Genomic DNA, 16,114 nt, shown 5'->3' on the forward strand with positions numbered 1-16,114 from the left:
CATTCATTTCGTTCTAGGAAGCTGCCCATCGATACTATTCACGGTAATCTCAAAGGTCTTAAAAGTAGTCAACTCAAGCAGTTGCAACGACTGTATCAACAGGCTGTGCCCGGCGATCGCCTCACGACTCCAGAATTAGCCCAACGGATCGCGGCCCTCAGTACAGAGCTAAACCAAGCGGTTTGTGTTTATCTCAATCGCCGGGGCAAGGTGATCCGGGTGGGGGTTGGTTCGCCCCAACAAACCCAAATTCCCCCCCTAGAATTACCCCGTTATGGTGCCGAGCGCTTATCGGGTATCCGCTGCTTAACCGCCAGCCCGAAGGATGAACCGCCCAAGGAATCGAGTTTAACGTCGATGGTGCTGCAACGGTTAGACGCCCTGGTGAGTTTTACGTTAACGGGGACGGGGACGACCAAACGGGGCCGGGGGGCCGCTGGCTACGTAAAAAATGTCTATGTGGCTCACCTCTTGCCCCAGACCCATCCGAGCCATGCCTATTGGCTTGTTTCTGAGTCTCAAGCCCTAGAAGAGGTTTCCCAACAGGATTTTTTGGATCTGGTTGAAGGACTAGAGGCGGAGTTTCGCCGGGAATTCACGGCCCAACAAGTCGATCAAAGCCATGACCGGGTGATTCTCGTCGGCTTACAAACATCAGATATTGGCGATCGCCCTTTCCAAGATCGTTTGACGGAACTGGCCCGCTTGGTGGATACTGCCGGGGGGGAAGTGCTGCTCACCCTGGAGCAAAAACGCAGCACGCCCCATCCCCAAACCGTTGTCGGTACCGGGAAAGTAGAAGAAATTGCCCTCCAGGTACAAACCCTTGGCGCGAATCTTGTGGTCTTTGACCGGGATCTATCTCCCGCCCAGGGGCGCAACCTGGAACGACAACTAGGGGTGAAGGTTTGCGATCGCACGGAAGTAATCCTCGATATTTTTGCTCAGCGGGCCCAGTCTCGCGCCGGAAAACTCCAGGTGGAACTGGCGCAATTGGAGTATCTCTTGCCACGCTTGGTGGGTCGGGGTCAAGCCATGTCCCGTTTGGGGGGGGGGATCGGCACCCGTGGCCCTGGGGAAACGAAATTAGAAACGGAGCGGCGCACGATCCAAAGTCGCCTCAGTCGCTTGCAAAAGGAAGTGGATCAACTGCAAGCCCACCGTTCGCGGATGCGCAGTCAGCGGCAACGGCAGGATGTGCCCACTTTTGCAATTGTCGGCTATACCAATGCGGGCAAATCGACCTTGATTAATGCCCTCACCAATGCTGAAGTGTATGCGGCGGATCAACTGTTCGCGACCCTCGATCCCACGACGCGGCGCTTGACCCTCACCGATGAAGCCTTTCAAACCCAGACGATTCTACTAACGGATACCGTTGGTTTTATCCATGAGTTGCCTCCGGCCCTGGTGGATGCGTTTCGGGCGACCCTCGAAGAAGTCACCGAAGCCGATGCATTGATCCATGTGGTGGATCTGTCCCATCCTGCGTGGCAGCATCAGTTAGAATCCGTCGAAAAAATTCTAGGGGAAATGCCGATTATGCCAGCCCAAGCCCTATTGGTTTTTAATAAGCTGGATCAAGTTTCTAGTGAAGCACTCCAGGAGGCGAAGTTACGCCATCCGAACGCGGTTTATATTTCTGCCAGCGATCGCCTCGGTTTTGAAACCCTCCGACAACGGCTTGCCCAGATGCTAAAACAACTATAAAGAGACAAATTTTCGCGAGATTGTAAACCAATTGTCAAAAAACTGCGAATTTCTCCCTTAGCGTAGAACACAACTCGTTAAGCTTGAGATATGTCTACTAGATTCCGAGGAGGTTAAACGTGAATGCATCAGAACGGGCCTTAGGCGTTGAGCTGGCGACGAAAATTGCCTCGGTGGTGAATTTATTCCGGGCCGAATTCCCCGATGCAAGGGCCGACCTCAAACCCTGGCGCAATGACCCCGAAACCCGTGAATGGATGGACCCAGATTCCATTGACATTGGCTTTCACCTGCCGGGCTGGAGTCCCCGTTTCCAAAGTCGGAGTATGCTGGTGCAAATTCGCTTTTTTACAGACCCCCTGGATCAAGTGCAAACCTTTATCGGCATTGAAACGGCGGGTTTTAATCACCAGGGGGAAGCTTGGCGGCTCTCAACCATTGCCCAGTGGCAACTGGTCGGCGACTATCAACCCGCTAAAGATGTCTGCGATCGCCTCCAACGATTTTCCCAAAAAGCCTTTGAATTGTTCGCTTCAGGGAATTCTGATGCTGTCACCTAAGGTTTCGAGGCACACTGTCTCGTTTCTAGCCACTGTTGCAAAATAATTTGGGCTGCCCGCTGATCGACGAGGCCCTTTTGTTGGCGGTCATATTGCTTTTCGGCTTTGAGTTGGTTTTCGGCTTCAACGGAGGTTAAGCGTTCGTCCACATACTCGATGGGGAGTCCAAAGGCTTCTGCCAATTTACGGGCAAATTTTTGAGTTTGTTTCGCCTGTTTCCCTAGGCTGCCGTCCATGGCATAGGGCAGACCCACCACCAAAACTTGAATATGGCGCTGTTCGATCCAATGGGCGATCGCCGCTAAATCTGCCTCTAGGGTAGTGCGTTGAATGGTGGTCAAAGCCGTCGCCAACAGCCCCAGACCATCACAGCCAGCCACCCCAATACGTTTACGGCCAATATCCAGGCCCAATGCTGCCACTGGTTTCATCTGCTGTGCCTAATTTTCCGGGAAGAAATCCCGCTGCGGTGATTCCTTTGGCAATTTTAGGCTGGGATGATTTTTAAACCAATGGATGCGGCTGGGGATTGGCGATCGCATCGGCTGCAAACCCTGGAGTACCCCTGATAATTGCAACGCTTCGAGGGGCTGGGATTCCCGCACTTTGTGCCACACCGAGCGAGACATGAGGAGCGTATGCTCCCTGGGGGTTGCGCCTACCGTTTCAAAAAATTCTTCCCGTTCCGGCTGGTAATCCGTAGAGGTGGTCAAAAGAGGCTGCTCTGGTCGGATCTGGGCGATCTGGGCCATTTTGATCATCAGTTCCGGATAGAGCCAGGTGTAGGCTGGGTGTACCGTGAGGCGGCCATGGTGGGGTTTGTGGTCTTGGTGGGCCAATTGCACGGCGAAATAGCCGATGGCGGCTTTCCGTTGGGGCTCGAAAACGTATCCTTCTACCACATCCACATGCTGCGTCCAATTTTTGACGCGGCAGATTAAATTGCTGAGGGGCGCACTCTTAAAGTCTTGAACGTGGCGATCAAAGACCTGTCTGAGCATTGGCGGCATGGAAGCGGTGTCTAGTTGGTAGAGCAAGCGAGCATCAGCATTACCCACGGGCATCAAATTGGGTAGGGCGGGTTCCTGGAGGGCTAATTCACTGAGAATTTCCGGGGCGATCGCCCAGTAGGTCAGTTTCGCGAGGGGCTGGAACCCATTTTGACGGTAAAGGCTGAGGGTCTGTTGGGCGTTAACATTCACCTCTAAGACCCAGTTGCGGGCTTCCACGACATGGTCAAAGCAATAACGGAGCAGGGCTGAACCAGGGTCTCTGGCGGAGCCGTGGTATTGCAATTTGGGGAAATGGGGATCAATGATTACCTGTTCAACGCGCCAGGTGCTTTGGGAGGAATTGAAGGGAGAAATCTTCACAAAGCCCACAAGCTGGCCATCGACTTCAATGACATAACCATGGAAGCTGTACTGATTAGGATTTGGAAAGAAACTCAGTAACTTAACGAGGCCGTAGAAATTCTTGGTATTTTCGAGGTGATCCTCAAGGGGCATATCGAGGGGAGAAGGCCCATCTAGGTCCGCTTCGCTGGCAAAATTGGCGATCGCCGTGAGATCTCGATACTGTACTGGCCGGATGGATACTTTGCCTTGTTTGCTCATTCCCGCTGTCATGGTCAGTATTGTCCCCAATTCAGTCCGCTGTTGCCCCTATCTTAACGGGTTTATGGGCTGAATGCACCGACTCAGACCTAGCTTCAGCTTGCCCCCTGGAAATCTTGATAGCGCCGCACAATCACAAGGCGATCGCCCACGACCGGATTCCGCGCCACGAAATTTCCTGCTAAATCTTCCACAACCATCTTTTTAAAATCGAGCAACTGGGCTAATTCTAAAACCTCCATGCCGAGGCGATCCTGCAACCCCTCTCGCAAGAGATACCAAGCATCACCTACCGTGATTCGTAGGGTATTGGTGTCAAAATCCGCCTGGATCGTGCGCACAATGTTGTCCCCATAGGGTTGGGTGACTTCATCTAACTGGGCCTGAATTGCCGCGATCAAGCGCTGTTCTGGGGTCAGGGGTTTGGGGGGTTCTGCGCTGGCGGCTGGAGCTGGTTCTGAAACTTTGGGCGCTTGGGTTGGCGTTTCCGGTTGGGAGGTCTCTGGGGCTACTTCTTCGGTGGGTTCAGTGGGGGGGGATTGGGCAATATCTTCGCTGAGTTGGGGCGTTTGGGCCGTGAATTTCCAGAGAAAAATAAAGGCGATCGCCGCTGTTGCGGCACCCAGCCAAAGTTTCTGTTGTTGCCACCAGGGCTTACGTCGGGGACGTTGGGGAACCGGTTCAACGCGACGGGGCTTTACTTTTGGGACGGGGGTAGTCGGTACTTCAACTCCAGGGGTATTCGCAGGGACTTCTACCACAGGATTAATCGCCGCTTCCGGTTGCTGCTGTAGTTGCCGAATCAAATTTTCTGTGTCGGTGCTCAGGGTATCGAGGGCCGCCGTTGGAATTTGGCTAGTCCCTGTTTCCAGGTCGGCGACCACCTGTTGCAATTGGGCTAGGGTTTGTTTGAGACGGCTTAGGGAAGCTTGGGGATCAGCTTGGCTCATGGGTTACGCCAAAAAATTACAAAATATCACACAGCAGCAGAAAATCTGCGTCCCTATTTTAGGCGATCGCCTTCCCCCGTTGATTGTTTTGCCAAAAGCTGGTTCTTGCTCGTTTCACTGGTGAAGATTTCTTCAGATCCCCAAGAATCTTTCCTGGGGGGTTGCCATTTTTCTTTAGGGGGTTTATGCTAGTAAAAGCGCCGCGGGATAGAGCAGTCTGGTAGCTCGTCGGGCTCATAACCCGAAGGTCGGTGGTTCAAATCCGCCTCCCGCCACCAAATCGAATCAGAAAGCAATGCCTCACCTCCGGGTGGGGCTTTGTTGTTTTAGGCAGTATTGAGCATTCTAATTTTAAAGATTGTCTCTTGTTAGCGAACCATTGCCGTCAAACCGAGAACTCCACAATACAATGCCAAAGTAAGAGAGGCAGCGGGACAACCAGAGAACTTCTTTGATCGCGACATCGCCCAGGGAATTTTTTGGCTGAGTCCGCCGCGTATTTTGATATTGCGGTACAGCGGAGATTTTTTATGCGTGCAGTTTTAATGGCAGGTGGTGCTGGGACAAGGTTGCGTCCCCTGACTTGTGATTTACCGAAGCCGATGGTGCCAGTGCTCAATCGCCCCATTGCCGAGCATATTATTAATCTACTCAAACGCCACCGCATTACCGAAGTGATTGCCACGCTGCACTATGTACCGGACATCATGCGGGACTATTTTCAGGATGGCCACGAGTTTGGTGTCAAAATGCATTATGCCGTAGAAGAAGAGCAACCTTTAGGGACGGCGGGCTGCGTCAAAAATGTCGAAGAACTGCTCACCGAAACCTTTGTGGTGATTAGTGGGGATAGCATTACGGATTTTGATCTCGCGGCGGCGATCGCCTTCCACCGTGAAAAAGGTTCCAAGGCCACCCTGGTTCTTACCCGTGTTCCCAATCCCGTTGAGTTTGGCGTTGTGATTACCGAAGAAAACGGACAAATTAGTCGCTTCCTTGAAAAACCCTCCACCAGTGAAATTTTTTCCGATACCGTCAACACAGGCACTTACATCCTCGAACCAGAGGTGCTGAAATATCTCCCGGAAAACGAAGAATGCGACTTCTCGAAGGATCTCTTTCCACTGCTCCTCGACCGGGGAGAACCGATGTATGGCTACATTGCCGATGGCTATTGGTGCGATGTTGGACACCTTGATGCCTACCGTAAAGCCCAGTACGATGCCCTCGCTCGAAAAGTCCATGTGGAATATTCCTATGAAGAGCGATCGCCAGGGATTTGGATTGGCCACAATACCTTTATTGACGACAGTGCGACGATTTCCCCCCCCGCGATGATTGGTGATAACTGCCGCATTGGGGCTAGAGTTCACATTGAACCCGGTACAGTCATTGGCGATAACGTGACCGTCGGTGCTGATTCTGACCTCAAACGTCCTATTCTCTGGAACGGCGTCGTTTTGGGTGATGAAGTGCAGTTGCGGGCTTGTACAGTGGTGCGGGGAAGCCGGGTCGATCGCCGCGCCCACATTTTAGAAGGGGCCGTGGTGGGGGCATTATCCACCGTGGAAGAAGAAGCCCACATTGGTACCGGCGTGCGGATCTGGCCCAATAAACGAATTGAGGCGGGGGCGATTGTGAATATCAACCTCATCTGGGGCAGCACAGCCCAGCGGAATCTGTTTGGTCAGCGGGGGGTTTCTGGCCTCGCCAATATTGATATCACCCCCGAATTTGCCGTCAAGCTGGGGGCGGCCTACGGTTCGACCTTAAAAATTGGCTCGATGGTGCTAGTGTCGCGGGATCAGCGCAGTGTCTCGCGGATGGTGAGTCGTTCCTTGATTGCGGGGTTAATGTCGGCGGGGATTGGCGTGCAAAATCTCCAGGCTACAGCGATTCCCATCGCCCGGACCATGGCGAATATTTTAGATGTGGAGGGGGGAATTCATGTGCGGCTCCACCCGGAACGGTCGGATCATCTGCTAATTGAATTTCTCGACAGCCAAGGGATCAATATCTCTAAGGCGAAGGAAAAGAAAATCGAGGGGGTTTATTTTAAAGAAGATTTAAGACGGGTGGCGATCGCCGAAATTGGCGAAATGTCCTGTCCGGCGCAAATTATTGAGCAATATAGTCAGCGCTTTGAAGATCACCTCAATATTGGTGCCTTGATGAATAGCGGCTCGAAGGTGGTCATTGACTACGCTTATGCTGTGTCTGGTGCTGTTTTACCGACTATTTTGAATAAATTTAGCTGTGATGCCGTTGTCCTAAACGCTAGCCTCAAGCAAAATTCCCCCGTGGGCCAAGAGAAAGAATCCCTACTGTTGCAGTTGGGTCATGTGGTAGAAGCCCTACGCGCCAGCATGGGAGTACAGGTTGCCGCTAACGGAGAACAACTCACCCTCGTCGATGAATCGGGACTATCTATCTATGGGGAACGCCTAACGGCCTTGCTGACGAGCATTCTCTTCACGGCCAGTCCACGCAGTTCCGTCGTGGTGCCCATCTATGCGTCGAGTGCTGTAGAACAAATTGCCCGCCGCCATGATGGCCATGTGATCCGCACCAAAGCTAACCCCACGGCCCTCATGGAAGCCTGCCGGAATAATCCCCATGTGGTGTTAGGGGGAAGTGGAGACATGGGTTTTATTTTCCCGGAGTTGCACCCTGGCTTTGATGCGATGTTTACGATCGCCAAATTAATTGAGATGTTGACCATCCAAGAGCGATCACTCGGTCAAATTCGGGCAGAATTACCGATCGTTTTCCACAAGTCTTACACGATGCGCTGTCCCTGGCGGGTAAAGGGAGCTTTAATGCGGCACTTAGTTGAAATCCATGAGAGCGATCGCCTGGTGTTGATCGATGGCGTCAAAATTATTGATCCGGTTTCGGATAACTGGGTGCTGGTGCTGCCCGACGCTGGGGAACCATTAGTACATATTTACGTCAACAGTGAAAGCCGGGAATGGGTCGAAGAATCCTTGCGGGATTATCGCCACAAGGTGCAGAGCTTCATCGAACGGGAACAAAACGGCGATATGCCGGAATTTTAGGACGCGGTTTTACGACCATGGTCGGGACAAGGGGGCGCGGAGATTGTCCGGTCTAACCATCCTTGGGCCTGTTCTAGATGTTGCAGGGCGGCGGCGGGATTGTCATTCAACAAAAAAACCAGAGCCGCAGATAAATGTTGTTGGGCTTGGACTTTACGGTTGCCTTTTAATCTGTGCCAATCATTGGGGGCGATCGCCAACTTTGCAGCGAGGGCTTGGGCCAGTTCTAGCGCATCAATGGCTGTTAAATCAGACGTTAAACTATGCATCACAACACTAATTTCTAGGATATTCAACAAAAAAAGAAGGCCTTTGGGCCTCCCTCTAGTCTACCGAGTGCGGCCCTAGACCGTCATAATGTCTTTTTCTTTGATCTTGAGCAGGTCATCGATTTTTGTCGTAAACTCGTCCGTCACCTTCTGGATATCGTCCTGTAAGCTACGGGATTCATCCTCGGAAATGTCGCTATTTTTCTCCTGTTTGCGCACATCATCAATGGCATCACGGCGAATATTGCGGAGGGCAACTTTTCCTTCTTCAGCTAATTTTCCAGCCGTTTTGACCAATTCTTGACGGCGCTCCTTCGTCAGCGGCGGAATATTTAAGCGGATATTTGTCCCATCATTGTTGGGGGTCAGACCCAAATCAGACATGGAAATGGCCCGCTCCACATCACTCAAACTACCCCGATCAAAGGGTTGGATCATGATAGTGCTGGAGTCGGGTGTCGAAATACTCGCCAACGATTTTAGGGGAGTTTCTGCACCGTAATATTCCACCGTAATCCGGTCGAGGAGGGAGGCGCTGGCTCTCCCTGTCCGGAGGGTATTAAAAGACCGCTGGGTTGCCTCAATGGTCTTTTGCATATTTTCTCTAAGTTCACTTAACTGCACAGGAACCTCCCACGATTGTTCCAACTGGTTCACCTTTAACGGCACGGACAATGTTGCCTTTCTCAAATAGATTAAACACCATAATCGGGATGTCGTTTTCTTTGCAAAGGGCGATCGCCGTCCCATCCATTACCCTTAAATCATTGGCGAGAACGTGGGCATAGGTCAAGCTTTCATAGCGTTTTGCTGCGGGATTTTTCGCTGGATCGCTGTCGTAAACCCCATCAACTTTGGTGGCTTTGAAGATCACTTCGGCGTCAATTTCGGCGGCCCTCAGGGCAGCGGTGGTATCGGTGGTAAAGAATGGATTCCCGGAGCCTGCGCCAAAAATTACTACCCGGCCTTTTTCTAAATGCCGGATGGCCCGTCGCCGGATATAGGGTTCTGCGACCTCTTGCATGGCGATCGCCGTTTGGACTCGGGTCGGAATATCGATTTGTTCGAGGGCATCCTGGAGTGTCATGGCATTCATCACCGTCGCGATCATGCCAATATAATCCGCCGTGGCCCGATCCATCCCTTTAGCCGAAGCCTGTACCCCACGGAAAATATTGCCACCGCCAACCACGATCACAATTTGCACACCGCTGGAGACAACTTCCGCAATTTCTTTGGCGATGTCTGATACGATTTGCGGGTCAATCCCGTAACCGAGATCCCCCATCAGAGCCTCACCACTCAGCTTTAAAAGAACACGTTGGTACGCCATCGGTTGTCCCGTTCCTATCTAACTCGCGTTTTGCCTCCATTAAAATAGCAGCTTTTCGGAAATTGCGGCCCGACCCAAGAAAACTTTGCGCCCTGAAAAAGTATTTTATTTTTTATTACCATTTAGATTATTAAAGTGAATCTAAATCAAAAATTATCACTGGAGCAACGGCAATGGGCACAGTCACCGCCGCAGATCAATGGCATTGGCAAGCATGGGAAGGGCGGCCCTATTTAACCTGTGAGCTGTTAGAGCCTTGGCACCATGGCTTTTTTACCCAAGCTTTTGCCCCGGAACTGCCAGAAAACCTTGTGAAAATTTTCCATCCGGAAATCCCGGCCTACCGTGTCAAACAGGTTCATGGGAATACCGTCCTCACGCCCCACGAAATTAATTGGGAAGGGGAGCATTTTTCACCAGCGGATGGGATTGTTTCAACGGCTTCCCAACAGGCGGTTTTCGTCGCCACAGCAGATTGCACGCCAGCACTCATTGGTGATCGCCGCACCGGACAAGTGGCAGCCATCCATGCGGGCTGGCGGGGTACAGCAAAACGGATTATCCCCGAAGCGATTCAAAAATTTCTCGATGCGGGTTCTGAAATAAAAGATTTGCTGGTTGCCCTTGGCCCGGCCATCAGTGGCGAAGTTTACCAAGTCTCCACCGATGTTGCCGTCGAGATGGGAGTCAGTTTAGGCTTGCAGGATCTTGCAGATGATCTCGATGGGATGCTCCTCGCCCTGGAAAATCTCCTGGATTCACCGATCCTGCCCGATGATGAACATGAAAAAGTGCGCCTTGATGTCCGTCGCGTCAATCAATTACAGCTTGAGCAGTTGGGTCTAGATCTTGGGCAAATGGCGATCGCCCCCCACTGCACCTACCAACAGCCTGAACATTTCTTTTCCTATCGCCGCAGTAACCAAAAAAACGTGCAATGGTCAGGAATTGTTTCCCGCTAACCCCAGGCGAAAGTTTCGATAAAAAAAGAGAGGCCTTTGCAGTACCTCCCTTCATCGCTAAAATTTGCAATCAATTGTGCAGTTTATAGAAAAAGCTTGTGGAACCCAAAGGAAAATACCTGGTGTCCGCAACTATTCTGCTTACTCTGTTGCACTCATGTATTCATCATCAGTATCGAGATCTTCACTCTCGTCCACTTGATCTTCAACGGTCAGACCAGCCGCTTCAGCCCGGAGCTTTTCGCGGTACTTCTCTGCCATTTCCTCGGCCTTTTCAAACACAAGGTCGCGGTTCTTGAGCATATCGCCCGGTTCGGGTTCAAGCTGCTTCGTCGACAAGGAGATCCGACCCCGTTCCGCATCAAGATCAATGATCATTACCTTCAGTTCGTCGTTCACCTGGAAGACGCTGTGGGGCGTATCAATGTGGTCGTGGGAGATTTCAGAAATGTGGAGCAGGCCGCTGACACCGCCGATATCAATAAACGCACCATAGGGCTTGATCCCACGGACAGAACCCACAACGACTTCGCCGACTTCTAAGCCATTCATCTTCCGCTCAACTAGCGCCCGACGGTGGCTGAGGACGAGGCGATTGCGGTCTTCATCGACTTCGAGGAATTTGAGGGGCAGTTCCTGGCCGACGAGATCTTCTTTCGCTTGGCGAGTGCTGATGTGAGAACCGGGAATAAAACCGCGCAACCCTTCAATACGCACCAAAGCACCACCACGGTTAGTGGCAAATACCAAAGAGCGCACCGTCGCATCTTCTGCTTGGAGTTGACGGACACGTTCCCACGCTCTCATGTATTCAATGCGGCGGATGGAGAGGGTAAGCTGACCATCTTCGTTCTCATCGGTGAGAATGAAAAACTCACGGGTTTCGTCAGATTGAAGAACCTCATCGGGAGTATCCACACGGTTAATGGACATCTCCTGGATGGGAATATATGCTGCGGTTTTCGCGCCGATGTCGATCAATGCACCTCTTGGCTCCATACTAAATACGGTGCCGGGAACGATATCTCCAGGGCTGAAGTGATAATCGTATTTGTCTAAGAGAGCGGCAAAATCGTCATGGGTAAAACCAATATCTACTGTAGCTGTGTTCTGACTGACCATGTGTGTTTCTATTCCTAGTGTTTAATCTCCTGAACTTTTGTTGCTGACCTCCAACCTCGATACGTGACCGACCTTTGGGATTTAAGGCACAACCCAAAATGGCTTTTTCATAACATATGTTTGGTGGGAGAAATAGTCTAGGGATGGGAAAGCATCGCCTCGACTAGCTTTGGGTAAATTACGGGAGCCTTGGATGTCTTCAAATTTGAATGCTTGATGACATCTTGATAAGTAATTTACAGCAGCAAGAAAAACCGTACTACGATCAAGGCAGTATGGCAGGGTACATATCTTAAAATGTAAAAGTTAAATATATTAAGATACAGGATATCAATAGTATCTCAAAAAATGGCGCAGATCCATAAGTTCCCAGGCTTATTTTTTCGGCTGTCACTGCAGGGGAACGGGATCAACAAACTAAATCTCGTTTAATCTAGTTTGCAGAGGGCGTTAGGACTGAGGGAGAAGTCAAATCTTCTGATTCTTCGTCTTCATTGAGGGTTTGAATCCAGAGGTTGGCTTGCTCGGCGTTGTCCTGGAGATGACTGAGGGTTTCGATAAAGTCATCGACTCCTTGGAACTGACGGTACACGGAAGCAAAACGCACGTAAGCGACTTCACTTTCTTGGCGGAGCCGATGCAATACCAAATCCCCAATTTGGGCTGTGGTAATGCTGCGCTTGGGTTTCTGTTGGAGTTGGGCTTCGATTTCTTCGGCGATCGCCTCTAGGGTCGAGGGTAAAACAGTTGTTTTTTCGCAAGCCCGCACCATACCCCGCAAAATTTTAGAGCGATCAAAGGCTTCACTTTGACCATTGCGCTTGATCACAGAGATGGGCACAAATTCGATCCGCTCGTAGGTGGTGAAACGGTGTTTGCAACTGAGGCATTCCCGACGACGACGAATACTTCGTCCAGCGCCAGTGGATCTTGACTCTAAAACGCGACTATCAGTATGTTGACAATAGGGGCATTGCATAACGATTGGAACAGAAAAAAGTTGGCCGATCTGAGCGAAATATGGCAGCCGCTGATCGGTGCATCCTAATGATTGGGGGAAAATGGAGAAAGCCTGAACCAAGAAAAAATCTGCCCCAAAAGACAAACTTTTCGCTTTAGTTCAGGGATGATCTTCAAAGGTTGGTATGAGAAAATCAAAGTTTATTTTTCGATACGGGGGGGTTCGCGGAAGGCGATCGCGAAAAAGAGAACCGATAACGCCATCGCTAGCACAATAATGTAAGCAACACTATCCATGTTTTTAAAAAATCCTTGGGTTTTGAACTTTTGCTTCACTTTAACATTTTTTTGTTCGGATCCTCAGTTGGGGTTTTGTTGATAATTGAGATTTTAAGTTTTTTAACGTTTTCTGCCCCGTTTGGGAAAAATATGAGGTCTTGGGGGCTTGGGGAAAAGATTTTTGCAGACTATTCGAGGCACAGCTAGGGGATGACGGAACAAATTTTAGAATTAAAAGTTGAAGGAGCAGGGGAACGCCTGGATCAATGGTTGGCCCAGCAGCTCCCAGAGTTGTCACGGTCTCGTTTGCAACGGTTGATTGAGCAGGGTCAAGTGCAGCTCAATGAAGCCCCTTGCCAATCGAAAAAGACAAAATTAAAAGTGGGCGATCGCCTAATACTCAAGATTCCCGCTCCAGCAACCATGGCCCTCGCACCGGAGGCAATGGATCTGGATATTTTGTTTGAAGATGAGCATTTTTTAATCGTTAATAAACCCGCTGGGATGGTGGTACATCCGGCACCGGGAAACTATACCGGCACCCTTGTCCATGGGTTGTTGGCCCACTGCGGCGAGAATTTAGCAGGTATTGGTGGGGTACAGCGGCCTGGCATTGTACACCGCTTGGATAAGGACACGACCGGGGCGATCGCCATTGCGAAAACAGACCAGGCCCACCAACATCTACAGGCGCAAATCAAGGCCAAAACAGCAAGACGGGAATACATGGGCATCGTCTACGGTTGCCCCCGGAACGATGCTGCTGGGACAATTGAGGCACCGATTGCACGGCATAAAGGCGATCGCAAAAAAATGGCCGTCGATGAAACGGGGCGTCCGGCGGTGACCCACTGGGAGATCATGGAACGCCTGGGTAATTATTCCCTGCTCTATTACAAGCTCGAAACGGGTCGCACCCACCAAATCCGCGTTCACAGTGCCCACATGGGCAATCCAATCATCGGGGATCCCCTCTATACCAGCAATAAATTTGATAAGGTCAAGCTCACGGGCCAAGCACTCCATGCCCGTAAGTTAATCGTCAAACATCCAGTGACCGGAGAAACGATCGAGGCGATCGCCCCTTTACCTACAGAATTTGAAAAGTTACTGCAATTTTTGCGGCAGCGGGCCTAGGGCAGCGCCCCCCGCCATTGGATCACCTGTTGGGTCTGATGTTCTCCGAAACGCCGCTCGGCTGTAATTTCTAAATCCACCACCATTCCGCTCTGGAAATACTCTTGAGCCAAGGGGAGATCTCCCAGGCGTAGTTGATATTCTGAACCAATTTGCTGCACTGCTTCTGGGGAGAGGCGTCCGCTATAACGGGTTTCGTAGGTGTAGCCCTCCCGAAATTGGGGTGTGGGATTACGGGTGCGGTAGGTGACCATAAATTGTGTGTCTAACCAATCGCTCCGAGGCCCGAGATCGAGGATACTGAAAGTTAGATCGCGGCCAGTTCCCCGCAAACCCTGGCGGATCAATTGGGTGGCCTCATCTGCTTCCATTGCCCGGTTAACTTGGATTTGGAAACCGTTACCCTGGGGTTGAACGGTGTAATCTAACCAAGCTTCCCCCGATTGTTGTACTGCTAACTGCCGACTGTCTCCCAGGCTGAGGCTAAATTGTGCTTGGTTAAAAGCAGTTTGGAGTTGATCAGCGGCCCAAACCAGTTGGATCGGCGCAGTGAAAAGTTCGACATATTCGCGATAGGTATCGGGGATTTGGGAACCGCTGGCTAATTTGCTGCGTAATCCTGTAGGCGATCGCCAAATATTTTTGCTGAGGGTCGTCCCCGATCGTTCCAATGCGGCGAGAGAAATGGTGGTGTTGGGATTGTCGGTGGGGATAGCGGTTAAATTTTGAATGAGGGTCACGGTGCCAGGAGTTCCATTTCTGCCAGGGTTACCATCGGGAGCGTTACGACCATTGCGACCGGGGGTACAGTAATAGCGTTGTTGAGTACATCGCTCTTCTTTTCTAGGTTTTTCTTCGGGATTATTGCTGGCCACTTCTTCCAAACGGCAAGTTTCGACGACCCAAGAGGAATAGGGGCAACCACAGCCGCGCCCCCCGTAACCGCCTCGTCCTTCTAGTCCACCTTCGCCACCGCGATTATCAATAAAAATTAGGCGGAGATCCTGGGGTTGTTGATAGAAAATTGTCACATCCGCGCCATCGCCTCCATTACCACCGTTGCCGCCTCGACCGCCATCGCCCCCATCAGCGCCCCGAATATTGTGTTCTGGTCGTCGCCAATAGCTAGAACAGCGGGCTGCTTCGCCATATTCGCCGTCGGTGCCTGGTTCGCCGTCGCCACCTTTGAGGTCAAACGTGCGGGCGGTGCCATCGGTAATGATCGTTTGATTTTGGGCACTGCCGCCGGAGCGACCATCGCGGCCAGGACGACCATCGCGCCCCGTCTGTCCCCACGAGAAGGAGTTGTTGTAATAGGGATAATGCTGGGAAACCCCAGGGGCGATCGCCCCGACCATAATTATCCCGACCACAACGCTGCCAATTCCCACCCAATGGTGCCACTTCATCGCGTTTGACCCCTGATTTATCCGCCCGGATATTACTCCGTGACGGGCTAGACACCTCTCTAGTTTCTAGTGTACCCAGCAGTCCACCAGGCAAAAGGCGATCGCCTAATTTTGGACGGATTTTTCTGCGCAACACTCCACATTTAGCGGAGGAAAAAGTTTCTATGTAAAAATAACAGAGAGGACACTATACAGAAATTATTCGCAGCATACATAGTCTATGTGTGTGTCACCTAGAGGTCATAGGAAAAAAAAAGATGACTGATTACTTTGGTTCTTGTCTGTGTGGAACCACGAAATTTAAAGTACAAGGGGGGTTCGACAGCTTTTACCTGTGTCATTGTCAGCATTGCCAAAAAGATACAGGGTCGGCTCACTCGGCAAATTTATTTTCGCGGTCTGCTAAATTGATTTGGCTGGCTGGTGTGGATGCAGTGACTACATTTACGCTTCCAGGTACTCGCCACAACAAAAGCTTTTGTAAGTTGTGTGGTTCAGCGTTGCCAAGCACTCAGATCGCTGATTTTCTGGTCATTCCCGCAGGGTGTTTGGACACAGAAGTTTCTATGTCGCCAACTGCCCACATCTTTACATCTAGCAAAGCTGCTTGGGATAGAGCGTTAGGGGAACTGCCAAAATTCAAAGGGTTGCCAAGTTGAGCGACCATCACATCACAAGTCAAAGCACGCTAACTTCACCATCCCGAAATACAGTATTTGACGAAAAAAAATTAGGGCGTTGTCGCTGT

16 protein-coding genes and 1 tRNA gene are annotated in these 16,114 nt (G+C 51.1%); 7 read left to right on the forward strand and 10 right to left on the reverse strand.

Annotated elements, in window-relative coordinates; all coding sequences use genetic code 11:
- The first annotated feature begins 21 nt into the window (after positions 1–21).
- The gene (gene hflX, locus AACQ84_RS04810; protein WP_217833056.1) at positions 22–1,710 is read left to right on the forward strand and encodes a GTPase HflX; all 1,689 of its coding nucleotides are present in this window, start codon (positions 22–24) and stop codon (positions 1,708–1,710) included.
- 119 nt (positions 1,711–1,829) lie between these two features.
- Complete coding sequence (locus tag AACQ84_RS04815) at positions 1,830–2,270, forward strand: hypothetical protein (protein WP_012306573.1); 441 nt, start codon at positions 1,830–1,832, stop codon at positions 2,268–2,270.
- Here AACQ84_RS04815 and ruvX read toward each other — a convergent pair.
- From ruvX to AACQ84_RS04830, 3 genes are all read right to left on the reverse strand, one after another.
- Positions 2,267–2,701 (reverse strand): Holliday junction resolvase RuvX, encoded by a 435-nt coding sequence (ruvX, locus tag AACQ84_RS04820; RefSeq protein ID WP_012306574.1) that lies wholly within the window; start codon positions 2,699–2,701, stop codon positions 2,267–2,269. The two genes, AACQ84_RS04815 and ruvX, sit on opposite strands and share 4 nt — an antisense overlap.
- 9 nt (positions 2,702–2,710) lie before the next feature.
- Entirely contained in the window at positions 2,711–3,898 is a 1,188-nt protein-coding gene (locus AACQ84_RS04825) for a GNAT family N-acetyltransferase (RefSeq protein ID WP_012306575.1), read from the reverse strand.
- 83 nt (positions 3,899–3,981) lie between these two features.
- Positions 3,982–4,836, reverse strand: coding sequence for a hypothetical protein (locus AACQ84_RS04830; protein WP_012306576.1), 855 nt, complete (start codon positions 4,834–4,836; stop codon positions 3,982–3,984).
- A 201-nt stretch (positions 4,837–5,037) separates the two neighbouring features.
- Between AACQ84_RS04830 and AACQ84_RS04835 the strand changes: the two genes are divergently transcribed.
- Positions 5,038–5,114, forward strand: a tRNA-Met gene (locus AACQ84_RS04835).
- Between the two features lie 252 nt (positions 5,115–5,366).
- Positions 5,367–7,895 (forward strand): mannose-1-phosphate guanyltransferase, encoded by a 2,529-nt coding sequence (locus tag AACQ84_RS04840; RefSeq protein ID WP_012306577.1) that lies wholly within the window; start codon positions 5,367–5,369, stop codon positions 7,893–7,895.
- Here the strand turns inward: AACQ84_RS04840 and AACQ84_RS04845 are convergent.
- The 3 genes from AACQ84_RS04845 to pyrH all read right to left on the reverse strand — a co-directional run bounded on the left by AACQ84_RS04845 (position 7,892) and on the right by pyrH (position 9,497).
- Entirely contained in the window at positions 7,892–8,164 is a 273-nt protein-coding gene (locus AACQ84_RS04845) for a DUF6439 family protein (RefSeq protein ID WP_012306578.1), read from the reverse strand. The genes AACQ84_RS04840 and AACQ84_RS04845 overlap by 4 nt on opposite strands.
- Positions 8,165–8,239: 75 nt before the next feature.
- Entirely contained in the window at positions 8,240–8,788 is a 549-nt protein-coding gene (gene frr, locus AACQ84_RS04850) for a ribosome recycling factor (RefSeq protein WP_012306579.1), read from the reverse strand.
- Positions 8,775–9,497 (reverse strand): UMP kinase, encoded by a 723-nt coding sequence (pyrH, locus tag AACQ84_RS04855; RefSeq protein ID WP_012306580.1) that lies wholly within the window; start codon positions 9,495–9,497, stop codon positions 8,775–8,777. The genes frr and pyrH overlap by 14 nt, the downstream gene beginning before the upstream one ends.
- 173 nt (positions 9,498–9,670) lie before the next feature.
- Between pyrH and pgeF the strand changes: the two genes are divergently transcribed.
- Positions 9,671–10,459 (forward strand): peptidoglycan editing factor PgeF, encoded by a 789-nt coding sequence (pgeF, locus tag AACQ84_RS04860; RefSeq protein ID WP_012306581.1) that lies wholly within the window; start codon positions 9,671–9,673, stop codon positions 10,457–10,459.
- Positions 10,460–10,600: 141 nt separating this feature from the next.
- On the opposite strand, the gene AACQ84_RS04865 is transcribed toward pgeF, so the two are convergent.
- From AACQ84_RS04865 to AACQ84_RS04875, 3 genes are all read right to left on the reverse strand, one after another.
- Entirely contained in the window at positions 10,601–11,581 is a 981-nt protein-coding gene (locus AACQ84_RS04865; protein ID WP_012306582.1) for a 30S ribosomal protein S1, read from the reverse strand.
- A 433-nt stretch (positions 11,582–12,014) separates the two neighbouring features.
- Positions 12,015–12,560, reverse strand: coding sequence for a transcriptional regulator NrdR (gene nrdR, locus AACQ84_RS04870; RefSeq protein WP_012306583.1), 546 nt, complete (start codon positions 12,558–12,560; stop codon positions 12,015–12,017).
- Positions 12,561–12,742: 182 nt separating this feature from the next.
- Entirely contained in the window at positions 12,743–12,838 is a 96-nt protein-coding gene (locus AACQ84_RS04875) for a photosystem II reaction center protein T (RefSeq protein ID WP_012306584.1), read from the reverse strand.
- A gap of 192 nt (positions 12,839–13,030) precedes the next feature.
- On the opposite strand from AACQ84_RS04875, the gene AACQ84_RS04880 reads away from it, so the two are divergent.
- On the forward strand, positions 13,031–13,957 hold the full coding sequence (locus tag AACQ84_RS04880) for an RluA family pseudouridine synthase (protein ID WP_012306585.1): 927 nt from the start codon (positions 13,031–13,033) through the stop codon (positions 13,955–13,957).
- Here AACQ84_RS04880 and AACQ84_RS04885 read toward each other — a convergent pair.
- On the reverse strand, positions 13,954–15,366 hold the full coding sequence (locus AACQ84_RS04885; protein ID WP_012306586.1) for a hypothetical protein: 1,413 nt from the start codon (positions 15,364–15,366) through the stop codon (positions 13,954–13,956). The genes AACQ84_RS04880 and AACQ84_RS04885 overlap by 4 nt on opposite strands.
- A gap of 257 nt (positions 15,367–15,623) precedes the next feature.
- Between AACQ84_RS04885 and AACQ84_RS16360 the strand changes: the two genes are divergently transcribed.
- Positions 15,624–16,025: a GFA family protein gene (locus AACQ84_RS16360; protein ID WP_012306587.1), complete on the forward strand. Its 402-nt coding sequence runs from the start codon at positions 15,624–15,626 to the stop codon at positions 16,023–16,025.
- Positions 16,026–16,114 lie beyond the last annotated feature (89 nt).

This window comes from Picosynechococcus sp. PCC 7002 (genome assembly GCF_963860125.1).
Lineage (GTDB): Bacteria > Cyanobacteriota > Cyanobacteriia > Cyanobacteriales > MRBY01 > MRBY01.

Bases quoted from the DNA above. Each gene is read 5' to 3' on its own strand.
- ruvX (WP_012306574.1), bottom strand. From the start codon at position 2,701: ATGAAACCAGTGGCAGCATTGGGCCTGGATATTGGCCGTAAACGTATT.
- AACQ84_RS04825 (WP_012306575.1), bottom strand. From the start codon at position 3,898: ATGACAGCGGGAATGAGCAAACAAGGCAAAGTATCCATCCGGCCAGTA.
- AACQ84_RS04830 (WP_012306576.1), bottom strand. From the start codon at position 4,836: ATGAGCCAAGCTGATCCCCAAGCTTCCCTAAGCCGTCTCAAACAAACC.
- AACQ84_RS04840 (WP_012306577.1), top strand. From the start codon at position 5,367: ATGCGTGCAGTTTTAATGGCAGGTGGTGCTGGGACAAGGTTGCGTCCC.
- AACQ84_RS04845 (WP_012306578.1), bottom strand. From the start codon at position 8,164: ATGCATAGTTTAACGTCTGATTTAACAGCCATTGATGCGCTAGAACTG.
- pyrH (WP_012306580.1), bottom strand. From the start codon at position 9,497: ATGGCGTACCAACGTGTTCTTTTAAAGCTGAGTGGTGAGGCTCTGATG.
- pgeF (WP_012306581.1), top strand. From the start codon at position 9,671: ATGGGCACAGTCACCGCCGCAGATCAATGGCATTGGCAAGCATGGGAA.
- AACQ84_RS04865 (WP_012306582.1), bottom strand. From the start codon at position 11,581: ATGGTCAGTCAGAACACAGCTACAGTAGATATTGGTTTTACCCATGAC.
- nrdR (WP_012306583.1), bottom strand. From the start codon at position 12,560: ATGCAATGCCCCTATTGTCAACATACTGATAGTCGCGTTTTAGAGTCA.
- AACQ84_RS04875 (WP_012306584.1), bottom strand. From the start codon at position 12,838: ATGGATAGTGTTGCTTACATTATTGTGCTAGCGATGGCGTTATCGGTT.
- AACQ84_RS04880 (WP_012306585.1), top strand. From the start codon at position 13,031: ATGACGGAACAAATTTTAGAATTAAAAGTTGAAGGAGCAGGGGAACGC.
- AACQ84_RS04885 (WP_012306586.1), bottom strand. From the start codon at position 15,366: ATGAAGTGGCACCATTGGGTGGGAATTGGCAGCGTTGTGGTCGGGATA.
- AACQ84_RS16360 (WP_012306587.1), top strand. From the start codon at position 15,624: ATGACTGATTACTTTGGTTCTTGTCTGTGTGGAACCACGAAATTTAAA.